Genomic DNA, 19296 nt, shown 5'->3' on the forward strand with positions numbered 1-19296 from the left:
TTATACTTGTGATAAGGAGGGTATTATCGTGATTAATGATGAACTATTAAACAAGAAGATAATGCTTGTTGATGATGAAAGAGAGCTATTACACTTACTAAAGGAAGTTTTTATAAAGGAACGCTTTAGATCTATATACGAAGCTGAAAATGGAATTGATGCAATATTAATGTGTAAGGAAAAAAATCCTGACATAATAATTTTAGATGTAAACCTACCAGACATAGATGGATATATGGTTTGTGACAAAATTAGAACTTTCTCAAACTGTCCAATAATTTTCTTAACTGCAAAAGGGGAAGATGAAGAGAAAATAAAGGGTCTTGAAGCAGGGGGAGATGATTACGTAACTAAACCATTTAATATTAAGGAAGTGGTTTTGAGAGTTAAATCTCAGCTTAAAAGAGACAATATGGGTAAGGAAATAAAAAGCAGAATATATACATTTGGCTCAATTATTATAAATGAAGAAACAGGCGAAGTTAAAAATGGAGATGAGAATATAAGTTTAACAGCAAAAGAGTATTTATTATTATTATTTTTAGCTAAAAATATGAACAAGGTTTTTAGTAAAGCCTCATTATGTGAGGAAGTTTGGGGTTATGAGTATGATGGTTATGATAATACCATTATGGTTCATATAAGACACTTAAGAGAAAAACTTGAGAAAGATCCAAGTAACCCCAAGCACATAAAAACATTAAAAGGAATTGGTTATAAGTTGGTGAACTGATATGAAGATAAAATTAACAGCAAAAATATTGATATCTATGATTTTAGTTTTTCAAATAACCTTTCTTATTTATGGACTTTTAAATTTATTGATATACAAAACTGATATAAGTTTTGGAGAGAAGATATATAGCGTATCATTTTCAACTTCAGATTTTATAGAGCCTTTTATAGAAGATCTAGAGAGTAGAAATGAGTTTAGTTTAAATGATGAAAATATAAAAAGACTAAAAGAAAACAATGTTTGGATTCAAGTTCTAGATAAGGGGAATAATGAGGTTTTTAAAGAAAATAAGCCTGATAATATTCCTACTAGTTATGCGACTTCAGAATTAATTAATTTCATACAAAATCCTTGGGAAAGTATAGCTCCAACTACCGTTTCTACAAAAGAATTGATAAAAGGGAATGAGAAATACACTTTATTAGTAGGTTTTCCAATAAATAAGGTTTTTAAGTATTCTTTAACTTTCACAGAAGAAAGTTTTAGATATCATTTGAGTATGATAGTTTTTGGTTTTGTTTTGGTTGGAATTGTAGCATATATTTTTAGTAGAAATCTAGTGAAACCAATGGTATCAGTAATTCAGGATATAGAAGATTTAAAAGATGGTATATATAAGCCTAAAAAAAGTAAAAAGGGAATTTACGAAGAAGTAAGTAAAAATATAAACAATTTATCAGTTATCTTAAAGGAAAATGAAATGCATAGAAAGGAAGTTGATGAGGCAAAAGAAGAGTGGATTGCAAATATAAGCCATGATTTAAAAACTCCGCTAAGTTCCATCAAGGGATATGCAGAACTTCTACAGGGAGAAGAATATGATATAAATCTTGATGATGCAAAAAGATATACACTTATAATTCTAGCTAATACAAATCATATTCAGGAGTTAGTTAATGATTTATCTTTAATATATAAACTTAAAAACAAGGTAATTCCTATAAGTTTTAGTTATGAGAACTTAGTGACAATACTCCAGGAATGTATAATAGACTTACTTAATAACAGTAATTATAGTGAACGAGAAGTGAACTTTAATTTTGATGATGAAAATATAATAATAAACTGTGATAAAAAATATATAAAAAGGGCTATAACCAACCTGTTAGTTAATGCAATGGATCACAATACAGAGGATACGGTTATTGATGTATCAGTGTTTAAAAAAGACAGCTTTATAAACATAAGTATAGAAGACAATGGACAGGGAATAGGAGAAGCGGATTTAAAAAATATATTTAACAGATATTATAGAGGAGTTAATTCAAGTTCTAAATCAAAAGGATCTGGATTAGGCATGGCCATATCTAAAGAAATAATAAACTGGCATAAGGGTGATATAAAAGTTCAGAGTGAAATTGGAAAAGGAACTAAAATAGAGATTTTCTTTGAGGAAATTAAAGAAAACCATGTAAAGTAAAACTTTATAAAAGTAGATTTAAAAGAGGAAGAGATTCCTCTTTTTGTATGCAAAAAATTAAAATTACTAATCAAATAGTGGAATTAATTGTAAATAATATGATAATTATAACATTAAGTGCCAAAGGGTGTATATATAAATCGAGGTATTTAGAGAAATAAAATATATAAGAAATACTCGTAAATGATGATTAAAAATAAAAACTTAAACTCGAAATTTAGCAATAATTCTAAAGACTAACATAAATAAAATCTAAAAAAATCAATAAGAAGGGATTTTTAAATAATAATGTTATTAACATATATATAAAATAAGTTAAATCTATTATAATATAGTTATTTAAAAATAGATTTAACATGGAGGAACGATTTGTTTATATTTGAAAGTAAAAATTTATTGGATTATCTAAAACCAGATAAATACGTTGACTTTGATAATGAAGTTATTAAAAATAAAGCAAAAGAACTATTTAAAGAAAGTTCAGATGATATTCAGAAAATAAGGACTGCCTTTGAGTACGTTAGGGATGAGATTTCTCATTCTTGGGATATTAAAAGCACAAGAGTTACAAGAGTCGCTTCAGAAGTTCTTAGATATAAAGAGGGTATTTGTTATGCAAAATCAATGTTACTAGCTGCACTACTAAGAAATGAAAACATTCCTGTAGGTTTTTGTTATCAAAGACTTACGCTTGGGGATACTCCAGAAACAGGTTATTGTATTCATGGATTAAATGCGGTTTTTATTTCAAGTTTAAATAAATGGATCAGGTTAGATGCACGTGGAAACAAAAATGGGGTTGATGCTCAGTTTCTAATAACAGAAGAAAAGTTAGCATTTGAAACACGCCGAGAATTTGATGAGTTTGATTATATGACCATTTTTAGTACTCCAATTAAAATAGTTACAGATACATTGGAAAATAATATAGATTGCATGGAAATGGTTAAATACAATCTTCCTACAACATTATAATAGTATATTAATGTAAAAGGACTTATCTTAAAGAGATGGGTCTTTTTTAGTTTTAAGTGTGATTAAGTCACAGACTATATTTACCTATAGGCTTTAATATAAAAGTAAGATATTTAAGAATTTAAGATGTTTTATATAAAAACATTATAAATATAGGAGGAGTTCTGTATGAAAAAAGTAATAATTGTTGGTGGTGTAGCAGGCGGAGCTTCAGCTGCTACTAGATTAAGAAGATTAGATGAAAATTTAGAGATAATAATGTTTGAAAGAGGAGAATACGTAAGTTTTGCTAATTGCGGACTTCCGTACTATATTGGAGGAGAAATAAAGGAAAGAGAAAAACTTTTGGTTCAAACACCTAAAAGTATAAATGATAGATTTAATGTTGATGTAAGAGTAAATTCTGATGTTGTGTCAATAGATACAGATAGAAAGGTAGTTAAAGTTAACTCCTTAGAAAAAGGAGAATATGAGGAAAGCTATGACTATTTAATATTATCACCTGGAGCAAAACCAATTAAACCACCTATTAAAGGAATAGATAGCTCTAAGATATACACTTTAAGAAATGTACCAGATACAGATAAAATTAAAAAAGTTGTTGATGAAAAAGATATAAAAAGTGCTGTTATAATAGGTGGAGGTTTTATAGGAATTGAGATGGCTGAAAATCTTAAAGAAAGAGGATTAGATGTCACTTTAATAGAAGCTGCTCCACATATATTAGCACCTTTTGATTCTGAAATGGTAACTATTGCAGAAAAAGAGTTAAATGATAGAGGTGTATCATTAATTCTAAACAATGGAGTTGATAGTTTTAAAGGTAATAATGATTTAATAGAAGTTCATTTAAAAGATGGAAGTTTTGTTGAATCTGACATAGTAATTTTGGCTATAGGTGTGGCTCCTGATACTTCATTTATTAGGAATACTAACATTGAATTAGGTGCAAGAGGTCATATTATAGTGGATGAGTATATGAGAACATCTGCATCTGATGTTTATGCTGTTGGGGATGCAATATTAGTTAAGGATTATGTGTCTGGGGAAGATGTCGCTATTCCTCTAGCTGGACCAGCTAATAGACAAGGCAGAATTGCAGCTGACAATATAGCTGGAAGAAAGGTAGCTTATAAAGGAACACAAGGAACATCTATATTAAAAATATTTGATTTAGTAGGAGCTTCAACAGGAAATAATGAAAGAACATTAAAAAGATTAGGCGTTGACTATAAAACAGCATATATACATCCTATGTCTCATGCAAGTTATTATCCTGGAGCAAAACAAATATCAATAAAATTAATATTTAATAAAGAAGGTAAGGTTTTAGGTGCTCAAGCTTTTGGATATGAAGGTGTTGATAAATTTATAGACGTAATAGCTTCAGTTATTAAACTTAATGGAACAGTTGAAGATTTAGTAGAATTAGAGCTTGCATATGCACCACCATTTTTATCTGCAAAATCTCCACAAAATATGGTAGGATTTGTAGCTGAAAATTATTTAAATGGAATTACAGATATAATTTCAGTTAATGAATTAAATGAATATAATAGTGAAAATAGTACATTATTAGATATTAGAGAAACAATTGAAGTTGAAAGTGGTTCTATAGAAGGATCTATAAATATTCCTTTAAATTCTCTTAGAAATAGAATGAATGAATTACCTAAAGATAAAGAAATAATTGTATATTGTGCTGTAGGACTAAGAGGGCATATTGCATCTAGAATTTTAACTCAAAACGGATTTAAGGTTAAAAATTTATCTGGTGGATATAAGACATATATCCAATCAAAATATATTGCTAAGAAAATCAGTAAACAAAGTAATTTAAATACAGATATTCAAAAAGGAGAAGTAGCTGTGGATATAAACTCAATAGAGTTAGATGCATGCGGATTATGTTGTCCAGGGCCATTAATGCAAGTTAAAGCTAAAATTGATACCTTAAATACTGGAGATGTATTAAAGTAAAGGCTTCAGATCCTGGTTTTTATGAAGATATTAAATCTTGGTGTAAAAATACTGGAAATGAATTAATGTCTTTAGATAAAAGCTGCGGAATTATCTACGCTGAAATAAAAAAAAAGTCTAAAAGTAATGTAGAAAATATTGATATATTAGAGAGTTCAGTTAAACTTGATAACTCTCAGACAATGGTAGTTTTTTCAGGTGATTTAGATAAAGCTATAGCTTCTTTTATTATAGCTAATGGTGCAGCTGCTATGGGCAAAAAGGTAACAATGTTTTTCACCTTCTGGGGCTTAAATATTTTAAGAAAAAATGAAAATATACAAGTCAAAAAGAATATAATCGAGAAAGCATTTGGGTTTATGATGCCAAGAGGTTCTGAAAAGCTTAGCTTATCGAAAATGAATATGGGAGGCATTGGAGCTAAGATGATTAGAGGAATAATGCAAAAGAAAAATGTACAGTCATTAGAAGAACTTATGAAAGCTGCCATGGATAATGGCGTGAATATAGTTGCATGTACAATGTCTATGGACATAATGGGAATAAAAGAAGAAGAACTAATAGATGGCGTTAATTTTGGAGGAGTAGGTTATTACCTAGGCGAAGCTTCAGAATCAAATATCAATCTATTTATATAAGTAAACAAAGGCTTTGATAATTGATTTTATCAAAGCCTTTTGTCTATTTAAAGTTATTTTATATCTACAGTAACTTTTTTCATTTTTTGATCTGTTAGTGGTTTATCGTTAGAATCTCTCTTTTCACTAACTATTTTATCTACAGTATCCATACCATCAGTTACTTTACCAAAAGCAGCATATTTTCCATCAAGGCTGTCAGTATCTTTAACCATAATAAAGAATTGGGAACTTGCTGAATCAACTGCTTGAGATCTCGCCATAGAGAGAACACCTCTAGTATGTTTTAATTTATTTTCAAATCCATTATAGCTAAATTCTCCAGGAATAGTTTTTTCAGAACCGCCAGTTCCATTACCTTTAGGATCTCCCCCTTGAATCATAAATCCAGGAATTACTCTATGAAATATTAAACCATCATAAAAACCACTCTGAATTAAATCTACAAAATTATCAACGGTTTGAGGTGCTATATTAGGATATAGCTCAGCTGTTATTTTTGACCCATCTTCCATTTCAATAGTTACAATTGGTTTTTTACCTTCATATTTACTTTTATAATCAGCCATTGCCTTTGAAGATGTAGTGTTATCACTTGGTGTTTTTGTACAACCACTTAAAATAAGAATTAAGCTTGCACATGAAATAGCTAAAACTTTCTTTAGTAAACCTTTGCTTTTCATATTTTTATCCTCCAGAAAAAGTATAGGTGTATTGAAATATATTACCAAAAATTTAACATAAATTCAATGGGCTATTTATCTTTAAAGAGTCTTTAACATTTTAACTACAATGTTATTCTAAAGATTAATTTTTTAGAATAGTAATAACTAAAATAGTATAAAAAGGTGATAATAAATGAGTGAAGTATTAAATAAAGCCTCTAAAAGGGAAACTTTTGTAACTTTATTCCCAGAAACAGATAATTCGCACTTAACTAAAGATGTAGGGATGATAGCATATGTAATGGGAAAACACTATAATTATGATTCTAAAATAGTAGCCTATAATAATGGTAGTTATCCATATCTTGAAAAAGAGTTATTAGGTTTTAATATAGAATTTCTTGAACAAGTAAAAGGTGACCCAGAAGTAGATGGTATGTATTATTTAATAGATAATGCTGAGAAAATAGATGTTTTACATTTATTTCATTTAAACCCTAGAAGCTTAAATTGGATAAAATTATTTAAAAAGTTGAATCCACAAGGAAAGGTTTATCTGAAGTTGGATGCTAATATGTATATTACTTATGAAGAATTCTCTGATAGTAAAATTGATATTCTGAAAAAATGCTCATTAATAACAGTTGAAACAAAATATCTCTATGATTTTTTAAAAAGGGTCTTGGAGGTTAAGGTTGAATATATTCCTAATGGTTTTTATGATTTTTTTGAAAGTCAAAAAGTTCAGTATGAAGAAAAAGAAAATTTTATTATTACTGTTGGAAGAATTGGATTGTATTTAAAAGCAAATGAAATTTTAATGGAAGCTTTCAAGTTAGCTGAAGATAAAATTAAGGATTGGAAACTTAAAATTATTGGACCTGTACTTAATACATTTAATCCATATATAAATCAATTTTTTTTAGATAATCCTAATTTAAAAGATAGGATCATATTTACTGGAGAAATAGTTAGTAAAAAAGAACTTGAAGAAGAATATAGAAAGGCTAAAATATTCTGTTTAACTTCACGAAGTGAAAGCTTTGGGATAGTCTATGTTGAAGCAGCAAAAAATGGATGCTTTTTATTGTCATCTAATGTTCTTCCTGCTTTAGATGTTACAGATAATAGGAAATATGGTGATATATTTGGAGTAGATCAAATAGAGGAGTTATCGAAGTTAATAGTTAAATATGCTCAGGATGAAGAACGTTTAAAGAATAACTGTGAAGAAATTCAAAAATTTGCTTATAGTAATTTTAATTGGATTGATATTTGTAACAAAATTTATAATTATATTAATGATGAAAATTATTCAATAATTAATGAAAATTGTACGAATAAAGAGTTTAAAGAAGTACGTAGAATTATTGAATCAGGAGCGAGTAAAAATAACATAAATGATAGGGGTTTTATAGATAGATTAAAGTATAATCCTGAAGCTTTAAAAATGTCCTTTTGGGAAAATCATTTTGAGCTTTCTTGTTTTGATAAATATCCAGAGATAAGTGGTAAAATACTAGATTTTGGATGCGGGTCTGGAAATCTAGATATATATTTAGCTAGAAAAGGTATGTTTATTCATGGAATTGATTTAAGTGAGATTGGAATTAATATAGCAAATTATTATAAACATAAAGAAGTTGATGAAGTGAAAAAAAGACTATTTTTCACTCTAAATGATATAACTAAAGATGTGCCAAAAGATTTGTATGATTCTGCTTGGTCAATCAATGTGTTTGAACATATTTTATATCCAGGTCCAATATTTGAGGGATTAAGAAAATGGATAAAACCAGGAGGATATATACTTATTTCAGTGCCATTAGGTTATGCGTATAATGATTCAAATCATGTGCATCATTTTATGAATAATGATGAATTAAAGGTTCATCTTGAAAAGTACATCGATGTTATAAAAGTTGATAGTGATTTAAGCAACAAAGTAATAAGAGCATTATGTAGATTTTAATGCAGTAAATATAAAATATGGTGTGCGTTCTACGGAGTCCTATGCATATATTGGTAGTAGAAAAATATAGTCGAAACTATATAGCAAAGGATGATTAGTATGAAATTAACAAGAGATTTGTCACTTGATGGGGAAATAGTAACACCTAATGACAAAGAATATGAAAAAGATAGACAAGTATGGAATAGAGCTATACAAAAATACCCAATAGCTATATTGTATTGTACAAGCAAAGAAGATGTTAAAAGTGCACTTGAATTTTGCATTATAAAAAACTATGATTTTAGAATACGCTCTGGTGGACACAATTATGAAGGATATTCTGTTGGCAATAAACTAGTAGTAATTGATGTAAGTAGAATGAAAAAGATAAAAATAGATGAAGTAAAAAATATAGTTACAATAGAACCAGGAGTTCTAAATAGTGAGTTATATGACTATGTAGGTAAAAGATGATATCCTTTCCCAGGCGGTACTTGCCCAACTGTTGGGGTAGCTGCATATACTTTAGGTGGAGGTTGGGGACTTTCGTCTAGATTATTTGGACTAGGAATAGATAGTGTAGTTGAGTTTAAGATGGTAGATTATAGTGGTAAAATTATCACTGCAAATAGAAAATGTAATAAAGACTTATTTTGGGCATTAAGGGGAGCTGGAGGAGGCAATTTTGGTATAGTAACTTCCTTAACTTTTAATTTGCCACCTAAATTTAATATGGTAACTCTATTTACTATATATTATCCGAATACCACTTTCTTAGAACAAGCAAAAATTATGGAGATGATGCAAGATTTATATGAAAACCTAGATAGAAGGGTAAATATGAGAGCCAGTTTCTATAATTCAGAGGAAGAAGGAGTTGCAGCTTATTTTATAGGTTTATTTTATGGAGAAGTTGATGAGCTTAAGGAAATTTTAAAACCACTAGTAGAATTGCCAAAGGCTCAGCCTAATTTTCAATATACAACTTTTTTAAATGCTATAAAAGAAGTTGAAGCTGGATATCCAGATAGTGAAAAATTTAAATCAGCAGGTAGATTTCAAGATAGAGTATATTCAAAAGATCAACTTCTAAAATTATCATCGCTAATTCAAGAAAAGCCTAAAGGTTCAGTGTATGCAGCAGTAACATTTTATGGCTTAGGTGGAGCAGTTAAAGATAAAGGAAAAGATGAAACAGCATTTTATTACAGGGATTCAAATCTTATAATTGGAATACAGTCAGTGTGGGAAGATTCTATATATGCAGAAGTAAATAAAAGATGGGTAGCAAACAGGCTAAATTATATAAAAACTATAACAGAAGGATCTTTTATTAATTTTCAATATAGTCCACTTAAGAATTATGAAAAAGAATACTATGGTGGAAATGCTTGTAGATTGAATTTTATAAATGAAAAATATAATCCTCTAAATATATTTAATTACCCACAATCAATAAAATAATCTAAAAGATAACAATAAGACGTACCAAATTAAACGGTGCGTCTTATCTTTTTATTTAACATTTAGTTTTGCTTTGATTTCTTCAAATGGGAAGTTATTGCCAGGGCATTCTGTTTGTCGTACATCTTTATGCCTCTTTAAATCCGTAATATTATATTTGTTCATTAAGTATCTTGACAATGCTATAAGACTAGTCATTTGTTGAGGTGTTACATACTCTTCATTAAAATTACCTTCAGATGCAATTCCAAAAGCTCTAGCATTTACTCCAGGGGCATGAGAACCTACTGCATTTTCGGGTCTACCTCTATATATAGTACCATCTTTTCTTATATAAAAGTGATAACCTATACCACTCCAGCCCCTTTGTTTATGAATTTCATCTATTTTTTGAGGAGTCATATTGTTATCAACGGTATGATGATACACTATCATATTAGGATTAAAATTATAACTTAAAGGGGTTGCCCAAGTATAATTTACCTCAACAATTTTAGGAGTCTTAATCACGTCACTACGACTAAACTTGTTTCTAAGCTTTCTCCTAATTCTTCTTAATAAATTTTTCATAACTATCTCCATATTAGTTCTATAGTTTAATTATATGTGTCAACTTTTATAGTGATACTATAATTGTTAGAGATTTGGATAAATAATATATGAAAGTTAGATAATAATTTACCAGGAGTAACATAATTTTGAGAATATATTGTATAATTAAATAGAGAATTAAGTTCAATTTCTTTAATTTTAGTTTAGGTGCTGAAGATGATATGGTTGCTTTAGTAAGGGATAGCATAGCTAAAATATAAGTAAAAAAATTTACAACTTCGATACAAGTTACACATTTAATGATACAACAACATCATACAATTTATATGAAGAGATTGTATTTGTTAGAAGGAGGTTTAACTTGAGGAAAAATAATATTAATAAACGAAGAAAGAAAATAGGGATATTTATTTGTAGTTTGATTATTATATTGGGAGCATTTATAACCTACAAATACTCTGAAGAAAAAACTACACAAAAAAATGAAATACTACAAGCATCTATAGACAATGAAGCAGATAACAGTAGTGATAATTCAGAGCAAAAAGAGAATGATGAGGATAATAAGGATGATGATTCTGAGAATAAAAATAATATAAATATGGATGAAAATAGTTTTGATGCAGGGCAAATTCAAGATTTTTTAGTTAAAAACATAAAAATTCAAGATGGAAAAAAGATTGCATATTTGACATTTGATGATGGTCCATCAACTACTGTTACTCCAAAGATTTTAAAGATTCTAAAGGATAATAATATAAAAGCTACCTTTTTTATTGTAGGTAATAAATTAGAAGAAAATCCTGAAACAAAAAATATACTTTTAGATATATATAAACAAGGACATGCTATAGCAAATCACACATATACACATAACTATTCTAAACTTTATCCCCAAGGGAAAATAGATGCTAATACATTTATGGGAGAGTTAGAGCAAACGAATGATGCAATAAAGAAGGTATTAGGAGATAAGTTTAATACTAGAGTAGTGAGATTTCCAGGTGGACATGCTTCTTGGGGCGGAAGAGAAGAGATTGATAATAAACTTGAGGAAAAAAAATATAAGTACATAGACTGGAATGTATTAATAGGAGATGCTGAAGGTAGCCGAAAAACAAAAGAACAGCTTTTAAATAGGTATCATGAAACTTTTGTTGGACAAGAAAAACTTGTTCTACTAATGCATGATACATATAGTAAAGAAAGTACAGCAGAGGCACTTCAAGATATAATTACTGACCTAAAGAACAAAGGATATGAATTTAAAACCTTAAAATAATTATGTTGATTTTCTAAAACTATTGATGCTATAATATAAAAAAATGAAAGTTGAGGTGAAAAAATGATTAATTTTTCTTGCTAATTTTTAAAGTACGTTTAAATAAGAAATTTAACAGAGAAGTCTGTTTGTTTTTGTTGTACTTATTTGCAAGAAAGTTATTATTTTTTCTCTTAGATATATACTGTTACTTTATGCTACCGTAGAGTAGTTTAATTGAGTGTATTTATGAGCTGTAAGAATAATATTTCTTGCAGCTCTTATTTATTTTCCAGATTAGGAGGTGATTTAAATATGAAAGATACTATTGTAACACATGATATTCTCCATATAAAGTCAGATAGGAAATATCAAGTTTATATGGAGCAATAACGAGGTCAGCATAAGTTCTGACTTTGTTATTTGCACTATTTAATTACAAAGGAGGACGAAGTATGTCTTTAATAAATGTTACAAATCTTACCTTTAGCTATGAGGGAAGTTACGATAATATTTTTGAAAATGTTAATTTTCAAATTGATACAGATTGGAAGTTAGGGTTTACAGGCAGGAATGGCCGTGGAAAAACAACCTTTATGAATCTTTTACTCGGAAAATATGAGTATAGAGGAGTTATTTCTTCTAGCGTTAATTTCGAGTATTTTCCATATGAAGTTAAGGAAAAAGAAAATTTTACTATAGATGTTATAAAAGAAATCAGCCCAAATTCAATGGATTGGGAAATAGAAAAAGAACTATCGCTATTAGAAGTGGACTTTGACGTTTTATATAGACCGTTTTTCACACTATCAAATGGTGAACAAACAAAAGTATTACTTGCTGGGATGTTTTTGAAAGAAAATTCATTTCTACTTATTGATGAACCAACAAATCATTTAGATTCAGAAGCTAGAAAAAAGCTAAGTAAATATCTAAATAGAAAAAAAAGTTTCATTTTGATTTCACACGATAGAGCTTTTTTAGATAATTGTGTTGATCATATTTTGGCTATTAATAAAACTAATATTGAAATTCAAAAAGGAAATTTTACTTCCTGGTGGGAAAATAAAAAGCTACAAGATGGATTTGAGTTAGCAGAAAATGAAAAGCTAAAGAAGGATATAAGCAGACTTTCAAAAGCAGCAAAACGTACATCATCATGGTCAGATAATGTTGAAAGCAGTAAGTTTGGAAGCACTAATTCTGGAAGTAAAGTAGATAGAGGATATATTGGGCACAAGGCAGCCAAGATGATGAAACGTGCTAAAAATATAGAATCTAGACAACAAAATATGATAGAAGAAAAGTCAAAACTACTTAAAAATATTGAATCTAATGAAAGTTTGAAAATATCGCAACTTAGCTTTCATGATAATAAAGTAGTTGAACTTATAGACATTTCAATTAAATATAATGATAAAAGTGTTTGTGAAGGAATAAGCTTTAGTATAGAACAAGGTGAAAGAACAGCTATTCAAGGTAAAAATGGTAGTGGGAAATCCAGTATATTAAAATTAATTAATGGCGAAAATATTTCTCATACTGGGGTAATACGAAAAAACAATCAATTAATCATTTCATATGTATCGCAAGATACATCAACTTTAGTTGGAAATTTGTCTGAGTATGCCTACGAAAATAGCATTGATGAGAGTTTATTCAAATCTATTCTTAGAAAATTTGATTTTTCAAGAGAGCAGTTTGAAAAGAAAATAGAAGATTTTAGTGGTGGGCAAAAGAAAAAGGTATTGATTGCAAGAAGTTTATGTGAAAAAGCACATTTATATATTTGGGATGAACCTCTAAACTTTATAGATGTAATTTCGCGTATGCAGATTGAAGAATTATTACTTGAATATAAGCCAACAATTCTTTTTGTGGAACACGATATTGCTTTTTGTAAAAATGTAGCAACTAAAATAATAAAATTATAATTTACAAAAGGGTAATGTTTATAAAAACTATTTAATCTTTTGGAAAAAGTCTCTAATTAAAAAATGATAACTCATAATAAACTTTATCACTTTTGATAGCAGTTTGTTATGAGTTATTTTTATAACGAAGCTCTTAGCATTTAAATCAATAATTTCATGAAGCTCGCCTAAAAAGTACAATATACTTTTATTTAATATGTTCAAAGATACAATACGTTCCTATCATTTTCAAGATAAGCAGCTGTTTTTGTCGAAAAGGTATCCAAAGAAGTTTCTTACCACATATGGTTTTGTTCTAAAGAAATGTTGATGAAATAAAACACATGGTTAAAAATTGAAATAAAGTAAATAATTAAGATAAAACTTAATGTTGGAGATGAAAAATATGAATCAGGAACTACTAAAGCTCATAGACAAAATGAGAGAGATTTTTAACTATAATTCCGCTCAAGATGAAATCAATAATGAAAGATTAAAGGCTTCTAAAAAGAATATTAGTTTTAGTCCAAAGAAAGAATGTAGGTATTGCTGCAGTAATCATATAAATAAAAACGGACGAGCTAAAAATGGTATTCAAAGATATATATGCAAAGATTGTAAAAGAACATTTTCTGACGTTACGGGCCTTCCCATAAGTTATACTAAAAAACCAATTGATATATGGCTAAAGTATATGATTTGCATAAAATCTGGAGCAACATTAAGAGAAATTGCTAAAATTTTAGACATCAACCTTTCAACTAGCTTTCAATGGAGGCACAAAATATTAAGTGTGATAGGAACTCAAATAATGAAAGATAAGCTTGCTGGTGATATAGAAATAGGAGAGATAAAATTAGAGGAGAGTTTCAAAGGTAGTCGTGGTTTAATAAAAAGTAAAAGAAGTAAAATTACAATTTTAAATTGCAAAGATACATTAGATAAGAAATATATGAAGCCAATAACTAAGGAAAGTATAAATAAGGAGATATTAAAAAAACACATAATACCTATATTAAGTGATGAATATAATTCCTTAGCACCACCTAGAAATTTTACTTATTATTTTTTCTTTATAGAAAATAATTTAAAGATAAGTTTAGCTGAAAGAAACGTTGATAGATTTAAAAAGATACTTAAGGTGAATTCAGTTGCTACGAATCGTTTAGTAAATGAAAGAGGTAGAGCCTTTAAGCTGTTTCTTAAGAATTTTCATAATGTTGCTAGTAAATATTTAAGTTTTTATATAAATTGGTTTGTGGTTTTCATGATTGAAGATAACTTAGCCTTTAGTTTGTTTAAGAGATTTGTTTTAGGAGAAAAACAGTTAAGGGTAGAAGATTTTAGAGGAGTGAAGTATACAGGAAATATTCACAGGGACAAGAGGAGAGATGAAGAAAAGGTTCTTAGGGTAGTTTTTGGGTAAAGTTCAAACAAATGAAGGCATGTCCTTAGCTTTAGAATTAAAAATCAACACTTCCTTCAAACAAAATCATATGTGCTCAAGAGGTAAGGTTAGTAAGAAAGCGGAAAAATTCGACATAATTAAATCCGAAAATTTTTTACTAATACGTATATCAAATGAATTTATAAATTCTGGCTCATCATTAACTACCTTTTAGACTTGTAAAGGAAATTAATTTATGATAAAATCAGAGTAATTCATAGGTGATGGAGTTCACCTTAATCGCAATTTAGCTAATGACTCCTACAGGTCCTTGTATAAGTGTACCTGTAGGAGTTTTTTATATTTTACTAAAAAATTGGAGGAGAAAAAATGGCAACAAGTTTAGCAATTATAATTTTACTAGGGATACTAGCAAATACTCTTTTTACGAAATTAAAGATGCCTGGATTATTAGGAATGCTCATCTTAGGAGTAATTTTAGGTCCTTACGGATTTGATTTACTGCAACCAGATATTCTAAATGCATCAGCAGATTTTCGTAAAATTGCACTAATAATCATACTTCTTAGAGCAGGATTTGGTGTAAGCGTAGAAGATTTAAAAAAGGTTGGAAAAACGGCTATAAAAATGAGTTGTATACCTGGACTTATTGAAGGGTTTTTTATAGCTTTTGCATCAACTAAGTTTTTAGGATTTTCATTTATTCAAGGAGGTTTATTAGGGTTTATTATTGCTGCAGTATCACCAGCTGTAGTAGTTCCACAGATGCTTAATTTTATAGACAATAAAATTGGAACAAAAAAAGGGATTCCAACATTAATATTAGCAGGTGCATCAATTGACGATGTGTTTGCTATAACCATATTTACAACATTTTTAGGTTTATATAGCGGAAGCCATGTAAATATAGGTGTAAAATTATTAGGAATTCCGGTTTCAATAGTTTTAGGAATTGCTGCTGGAGCTATTATTGGATTTATAATGGTATGGGCATTTAAAAAATATCATATCAGAGATACAAAAAAGGTGTTACTTATAGTTGGGACAGCTATAATGCTCACCGCCTTAGAAAATTTACTTAAAAATAAGGTCGAGATAGCAGGACTTTTAGGTGTTATGACTATCGGATTCATAATTCTAGAGAAAATGCCCAAGGTAGGTAAAAGATTATCAGCAAAATTAAATAAGGTTTGGGTATTTGCAGAAATACTTCTTTTTGTATTAGTGGGAGCCCAAGTTAATATAAACGTAGTAGTTAATGCAGGAGCTATGGGGATAGTAGTAATATTTATAGGATTAATAGGAAGAAGTATTGGAGTAATAATCTCGGTGTTAGGAACTGATTTTAACTGGAAAGAAAGAATTTTTTGTGTGATTTCTTATATTCCCAAGGCAACAGTTCAAGCTGCAATGGGTGCAATACCATTATCCATGGGGGTTCAATCAGGAGATGTAATTTTAGCAATAGCGGTACTATCAATAGTAATTACAGCCCCACTAGGAGCAATTGCCATAAGTACATCATCAAGAAGCCTTTTAGATGTAGAAGATGATAAAACAAAAGTTGCATAGATATATAAAAGAGGAATCTCTTATTAGATAAGAGGGGCCTCTTTTTAATAATTACAGATATAAGTATATACTTTACGAATGAAATTTTCATATTTAGAAAACTATAGTCATTTGTAAAGGTTTATAATACTCAATAAGACAAATAAAACTGTTAAAGGATGGTGTATTATGAGTTTTCCAAAGAATTTTTTATGGGGTGGAGCTACAGCTGCAAACCAATATGAAGGTGGATATAAAGAAGGTGGGAAGGGTTTAAATACAAGTGATGTGTTGACTGAAGGCAGTCACACTGTACCAAGAAAAATAACATGGCGTAATCCAAACACAGGTGAAACTGGATATTTGGAAATGAGTTTTTTAAAGCCAATGGTATTTCCTGAAGGGGTAGAACCTGCAATTCTTGATGAATATTATTATCCAAGTCATGAGGCTACTGACTTTTATCATCATTACAAAGAAGATATAGCATTATTTGCAGAAATGGGTTTTAAATGTTTTAGACTATCATTAAATTGGGCGCGTATTTATCCAAATGGTGATGATGCACAGCCTAATGAAGAGGGACTAAAATTCTATGAAAATATTTTTGACGAATGTAAAAAATATGGAATAGAGCCACTAGTAACTATTTCACATTATGAAACACCATTAAATCTTTCAATAAAATATGGTGGATGGCTTGATCGTAGAGTAGTTGATTTTTATGAAACTCTATGTAGAACTGTTTTCACAAGATATAAAGGAAAAGTTAAGTACTGGATGACTTTTAATGAGATTAACATAATGGGAATGATGCCGTTTATGGCTGGTGGGGTTATGAAGTTTGATGAGCAAAGTAAAGCTCAGGCTGTTCATCATCAATTTTTGGCAAGTGCTAGAGTAGTTAAAGCTGCTAAAGAAATTGATCCAAACATGATGGTTGGACTTATGATTGCATATGGTTCAAATTATGCTGAAACTTGCAATCCATTAGATCAATTAGAAGCAATGAAAAATATCCAAAAAACACATTTCTATACAGATGTGCAAGCTAGAGGATATTATCCAGAATATAAACTTAAGGAATATGAAAGACTTGGTGTAAAAGTTGAAATGGAACCAGGGGATTTAGATGAACTAAAAGAAGGAACAGTTTCATTCATAGGTTTCTCATGTTATTCATCTCATGTTAGTACGTCTAAAAAAGATGCAGAATCTGAAGGTGGAAACTTCTCAATGGGAGCAAAAAATCCATATTTAAAATCAAGTGACTGGGGTTGGTCTATTGATCCAACAGGTTTAAGAATAGCTTTAAATACTTTATATGAGCGTTATCATTTGCCATTGTGGATAGTTGAAAATGGATTAGGTGCTGTAGATAAGGTAGAAGGAGATGGAAGTATCCATGATGACTACAGAATAGATTATCTTCGTGAACATGTAAAAGCAATGAAAGAAGCTATAGAACTTGATGGTGTAGACTTAATGGGTTACACTCCATGGGGATGTATTGACTTAGTAAGTGCTGGTACTGGTGAAATGAAGAAACGTTATGGTATGATTTATGTTGATCGTGATGATAAAGGAAATGGAACTTACAATAGAAGTAGAAAAGATTCTTTCTTCTGGTATAAAAAATGTATTGAATCAAATGGAGAGGAATTATAAAATATATTGAGTGCAATAGGAGGCAGATTAACGTCTCCTATTTTTTGTGGACTTTTATTAACTAATTTTAGGAGATAGTTGTTGACGGAATATATTCCATTGGAACATAATAATATTGTTAAATACTGTTATTTAAAGAAAGGTATAGAGGCGATTATGATATCTTTAGAAAATGCAATTAAAATATATATTCCAATGACTGAAACAATGTATTATATACTTCTTTCATTAGTTGAAGAAAAACATGGTTACGGAATAATGCAACATATTGAAGAAATAACAAACAAAAGATTAACTTTAGGTGCAGGAACAATTTACAAAAGTATATCAAGACTAGAAATAGATGGGCTAATTAAATCAGTAAAAGTTGAAGATAGAAGAAAGATTTACAAAACAACTGAATTAGGAAGAGAAATATTGGAGATGGAAGTAAAGAGACTCAATGAATTAAATCGCAATGGAATACTTTTATTAGAAAGGAGTAAATGATGGATAAATTATTCAAGAAAAGAAAAATAAATATATTAAATTTTGTTGAGTATGAACTATGGTTAGAAGACCTTCAATTAAAAGGCTGGAAGCTATCAGAAATAAAAAATAAAACTCACATATTTACAAAAGATATTTCTAAAAAGGTTAGATATTGTTTAGATTATTGTGAAGATTACGTTGATCGTCCTAGTAAATATTATGAGAAAGTTTATTCTGACTTTGGCTGGGAGTTAGTTTATAGAAATAAAGATATTTTTTTATGGAAAATAGAATATGAGGAAGAAAGACCAAATGCATTCAATAATATAGAAGAAATTGAAAGACGTAATAAAGAATTTATAAAAGAATCAAAACCAATGTTAGTTGCATGTGTCTTATTGTTTATTATTACTACAGCTAATTATATGCCGAGATTTTTTGTAGCATATGATATAAAAAATATGATATTTATGTTTGCTTGGTATATGTTAGCAATAACAAAAGTAATTCCAATAATAAAGAACTATAAATATTATTTTAAAAACAAAGGTTTAATAGATAAAAAGCTATAATTATTTGGAGGAGAGCAAGGCGTTATTATTTTAAAATAAGATATAATATAGAACACTGGAGAAAATAA

Annotated in this window: 15 protein-coding genes, 1 pseudogene and 1 riboswitch; of the genes and pseudogenes, 14 read left to right on the top strand and 2 right to left on the bottom strand. The window is 29.0% G+C overall.

The genetic code is table 11. From position 1 onward, the window contains the following. Window positions 1-28 precede the first annotated feature (28 nt). The 4 genes and pseudogenes from B3N22_RS11145 (at window position 29) to B3N22_RS11160 (ending at window position 5749) form a co-directional block, all read left to right on the top strand. Entirely contained in the window at window positions 29-733 is a 705-nt protein-coding gene (locus tag B3N22_RS11145) for a response regulator transcription factor (protein WP_286907107.1), read from the top strand. Between the two features lies 1 nt (window position 734). After that, the gene (locus tag B3N22_RS11150; RefSeq protein ID WP_286907109.1) at window positions 735-2156 is read left to right on the top strand and encodes a sensor histidine kinase; all 1422 of its coding nucleotides are present in this window, start codon (window positions 735-737) and stop codon (window positions 2154-2156) included. 369 nt (window positions 2157-2525) lie between these two features. Then, window positions 2526-3131: a transglutaminase-like domain-containing protein gene (locus B3N22_RS11155; RefSeq protein ID WP_286907111.1), complete on the top strand. Its 606-nt coding sequence runs from the start codon at window positions 2526-2528 to the stop codon at window positions 3129-3131. Between the two features lie 168 nt (window positions 3132-3299). Then, window positions 3300-5749, top strand: a pseudogene (locus tag B3N22_RS11160) (DsrE/DsrF/DrsH-like family protein). Window positions 5750-5802: 53 nt separating this feature from the next. On the opposite strand, the gene B3N22_RS11165 reads toward B3N22_RS11160, so the two are convergent. Next, window positions 5803-6318 (bottom strand): peptidylprolyl isomerase, encoded by a 516-nt coding sequence (locus tag B3N22_RS11165; protein ID WP_238904122.1) that lies wholly within the window; start codon window positions 6316-6318, stop codon window positions 5803-5805. A 289-nt stretch (window positions 6319-6607) separates the two neighbouring features. Between B3N22_RS11165 and B3N22_RS11170 the strand changes: the two genes are divergently transcribed. From B3N22_RS11170 to B3N22_RS11180, 3 genes are all read left to right on the top strand, one after another. Then, complete coding sequence (locus B3N22_RS11170) at window positions 6608-8386, top strand: glycosyltransferase (protein WP_286907113.1); 1779 nt, start codon at window positions 6608-6610, stop codon at window positions 8384-8386. A gap of 99 nt (window positions 8387-8485) precedes the next feature. Further along, window positions 8486-8842: an FAD-binding oxidoreductase gene (locus B3N22_RS11175; protein ID WP_286907115.1), complete on the top strand. Its 357-nt coding sequence runs from the start codon at window positions 8486-8488 to the stop codon at window positions 8840-8842. A 120-nt stretch (window positions 8843-8962) separates the two neighbouring features. Further along, window positions 8963-9832 carry a BBE domain-containing protein gene (locus B3N22_RS11180; protein WP_286907117.1) on the top strand — a complete coding sequence of 290 codons (870 nt, stop codon included), beginning with the start codon at window positions 8963-8965 and terminating at the stop codon, window positions 9830-9832. A 51-nt stretch (window positions 9833-9883) separates the two neighbouring features. Here the strand turns inward: B3N22_RS11180 and B3N22_RS11185 are convergent, their stop codons facing one another. Then, window positions 9884-10402 carry a peptidoglycan recognition protein family protein gene (locus B3N22_RS11185; protein WP_021801766.1) on the bottom strand — a complete coding sequence of 173 codons (519 nt, stop codon included), beginning with the start codon at window positions 10400-10402 and terminating at the stop codon, window positions 9884-9886. A 343-nt stretch (window positions 10403-10745) separates the two neighbouring features. On the opposite strand from B3N22_RS11185, the gene B3N22_RS11190 reads away from it, so the two are divergent. The 7 genes from B3N22_RS11190 to B3N22_RS11220 all read left to right on the top strand — a co-directional run bounded on the left by B3N22_RS11190 (window position 10746) and on the right by B3N22_RS11220 (window position 19228). After that, on the top strand, window positions 10746-11666 hold the full coding sequence (locus B3N22_RS11190; protein ID WP_286907120.1) for a polysaccharide deacetylase family protein: 921 nt from the start codon (window positions 10746-10748) through the stop codon (window positions 11664-11666). A 434-nt stretch (window positions 11667-12100) separates the two neighbouring features. Continuing rightward, the gene (locus B3N22_RS11195; RefSeq protein ID WP_286907122.1) at window positions 12101-13579 is read left to right on the top strand and encodes an Lsa family ABC-F type ribosomal protection protein; all 1479 of its coding nucleotides are present in this window, start codon (window positions 12101-12103) and stop codon (window positions 13577-13579) included. A 385-nt stretch (window positions 13580-13964) separates the two neighbouring features. Further along, window positions 13965-14984, top strand: a complete 1020-nt coding sequence (locus B3N22_RS11200) for an IS1/IS1595 family N-terminal zinc-binding domain-containing protein (RefSeq protein ID WP_286907124.1) — start codon at window positions 13965-13967, stop codon at window positions 14982-14984. Window positions 14985-15216: 232 nt separating this feature from the next. Continuing rightward, window positions 15217-15276: riboswitch (Fluoride riboswitch) on the top strand. A 59-nt stretch (window positions 15277-15335) separates the two neighbouring features. Then, a complete protein-coding gene (locus B3N22_RS11205) occupies window positions 15336-16538 on the top strand; it encodes a cation:proton antiporter (protein WP_286907126.1) in 1203 nt (400 codons plus the stop codon). A 168-nt stretch (window positions 16539-16706) separates the two neighbouring features. Beyond that, a complete protein-coding gene (locus B3N22_RS11210; RefSeq protein ID WP_286907128.1) occupies window positions 16707-18185 on the top strand; it encodes a family 1 glycosylhydrolase in 1479 nt (492 codons plus the stop codon). Between the two features lie 81 nt (window positions 18186-18266). Next, window positions 18267-18674 carry a PadR family transcriptional regulator gene (locus tag B3N22_RS11215; RefSeq protein WP_349676619.1) on the top strand — a complete coding sequence of 136 codons (408 nt, stop codon included), beginning with the start codon at window positions 18267-18269 and terminating at the stop codon, window positions 18672-18674. After that, window positions 18674-19228, top strand: coding sequence for a DUF2812 domain-containing protein (locus B3N22_RS11220; protein ID WP_286907130.1), 555 nt, complete (start codon window positions 18674-18676; stop codon window positions 19226-19228). The genes B3N22_RS11215 and B3N22_RS11220 overlap by 1 nt, the downstream gene beginning before the upstream one ends. The last annotated feature ends 68 nt before the right edge of the window (window positions 19229-19296 follow it).

It is taken from the genome of Clostridium sp. UBA1652 (assembly GCF_002320975.1).
Lineage (GTDB): Bacteria > Bacillota > Clostridia > Clostridiales > Clostridiaceae > Clostridium_T > Clostridium_T intestinale.

What these genes read in the sequence shown, in the direction of transcription:
- B3N22_RS11150 (WP_286907109.1), top strand. Translation starts at nt 735, where the DNA reads ATGAAGATAAAATTAACAGCAAAAATATTGATATCTATGATTTTAGTT.
- B3N22_RS11165 (WP_238904122.1), bottom strand. Translation starts at nt 6,318, where the DNA reads ATGGCTGATTATAAAAGTAAATATGAAGGTAAAAAACCAATTGTAACT.
- B3N22_RS11170 (WP_286907113.1), top strand. Translation starts at nt 6,608, where the DNA reads ATGAGTGAAGTATTAAATAAAGCCTCTAAAAGGGAAACTTTTGTAACT.
- B3N22_RS11175 (WP_286907115.1), top strand. Translation starts at nt 8,486, where the DNA reads ATGAAATTAACAAGAGATTTGTCACTTGATGGGGAAATAGTAACACCT.
- B3N22_RS11180 (WP_286907117.1), top strand. Translation starts at nt 8,963, where the DNA reads ATGGTAGATTATAGTGGTAAAATTATCACTGCAAATAGAAAATGTAAT.
- B3N22_RS11185 (WP_021801766.1), bottom strand. Translation starts at nt 10,402, where the DNA reads ATGAAAAATTTATTAAGAAGAATTAGGAGAAAGCTTAGAAACAAGTTT.
- B3N22_RS11195 (WP_286907122.1), top strand. Translation starts at nt 12,101, where the DNA reads ATGTCTTTAATAAATGTTACAAATCTTACCTTTAGCTATGAGGGAAGT.
- B3N22_RS11200 (WP_286907124.1), top strand. Translation starts at nt 13,965, where the DNA reads ATGAATCAGGAACTACTAAAGCTCATAGACAAAATGAGAGAGATTTTT.
- B3N22_RS11205 (WP_286907126.1), top strand. Translation starts at nt 15,336, where the DNA reads ATGGCAACAAGTTTAGCAATTATAATTTTACTAGGGATACTAGCAAAT.
- B3N22_RS11210 (WP_286907128.1), top strand. Translation starts at nt 16,707, where the DNA reads ATGAGTTTTCCAAAGAATTTTTTATGGGGTGGAGCTACAGCTGCAAAC.
- B3N22_RS11220 (WP_286907130.1), top strand. Translation starts at nt 18,674, where the DNA reads ATGGATAAATTATTCAAGAAAAGAAAAATAAATATATTAAATTTTGTT.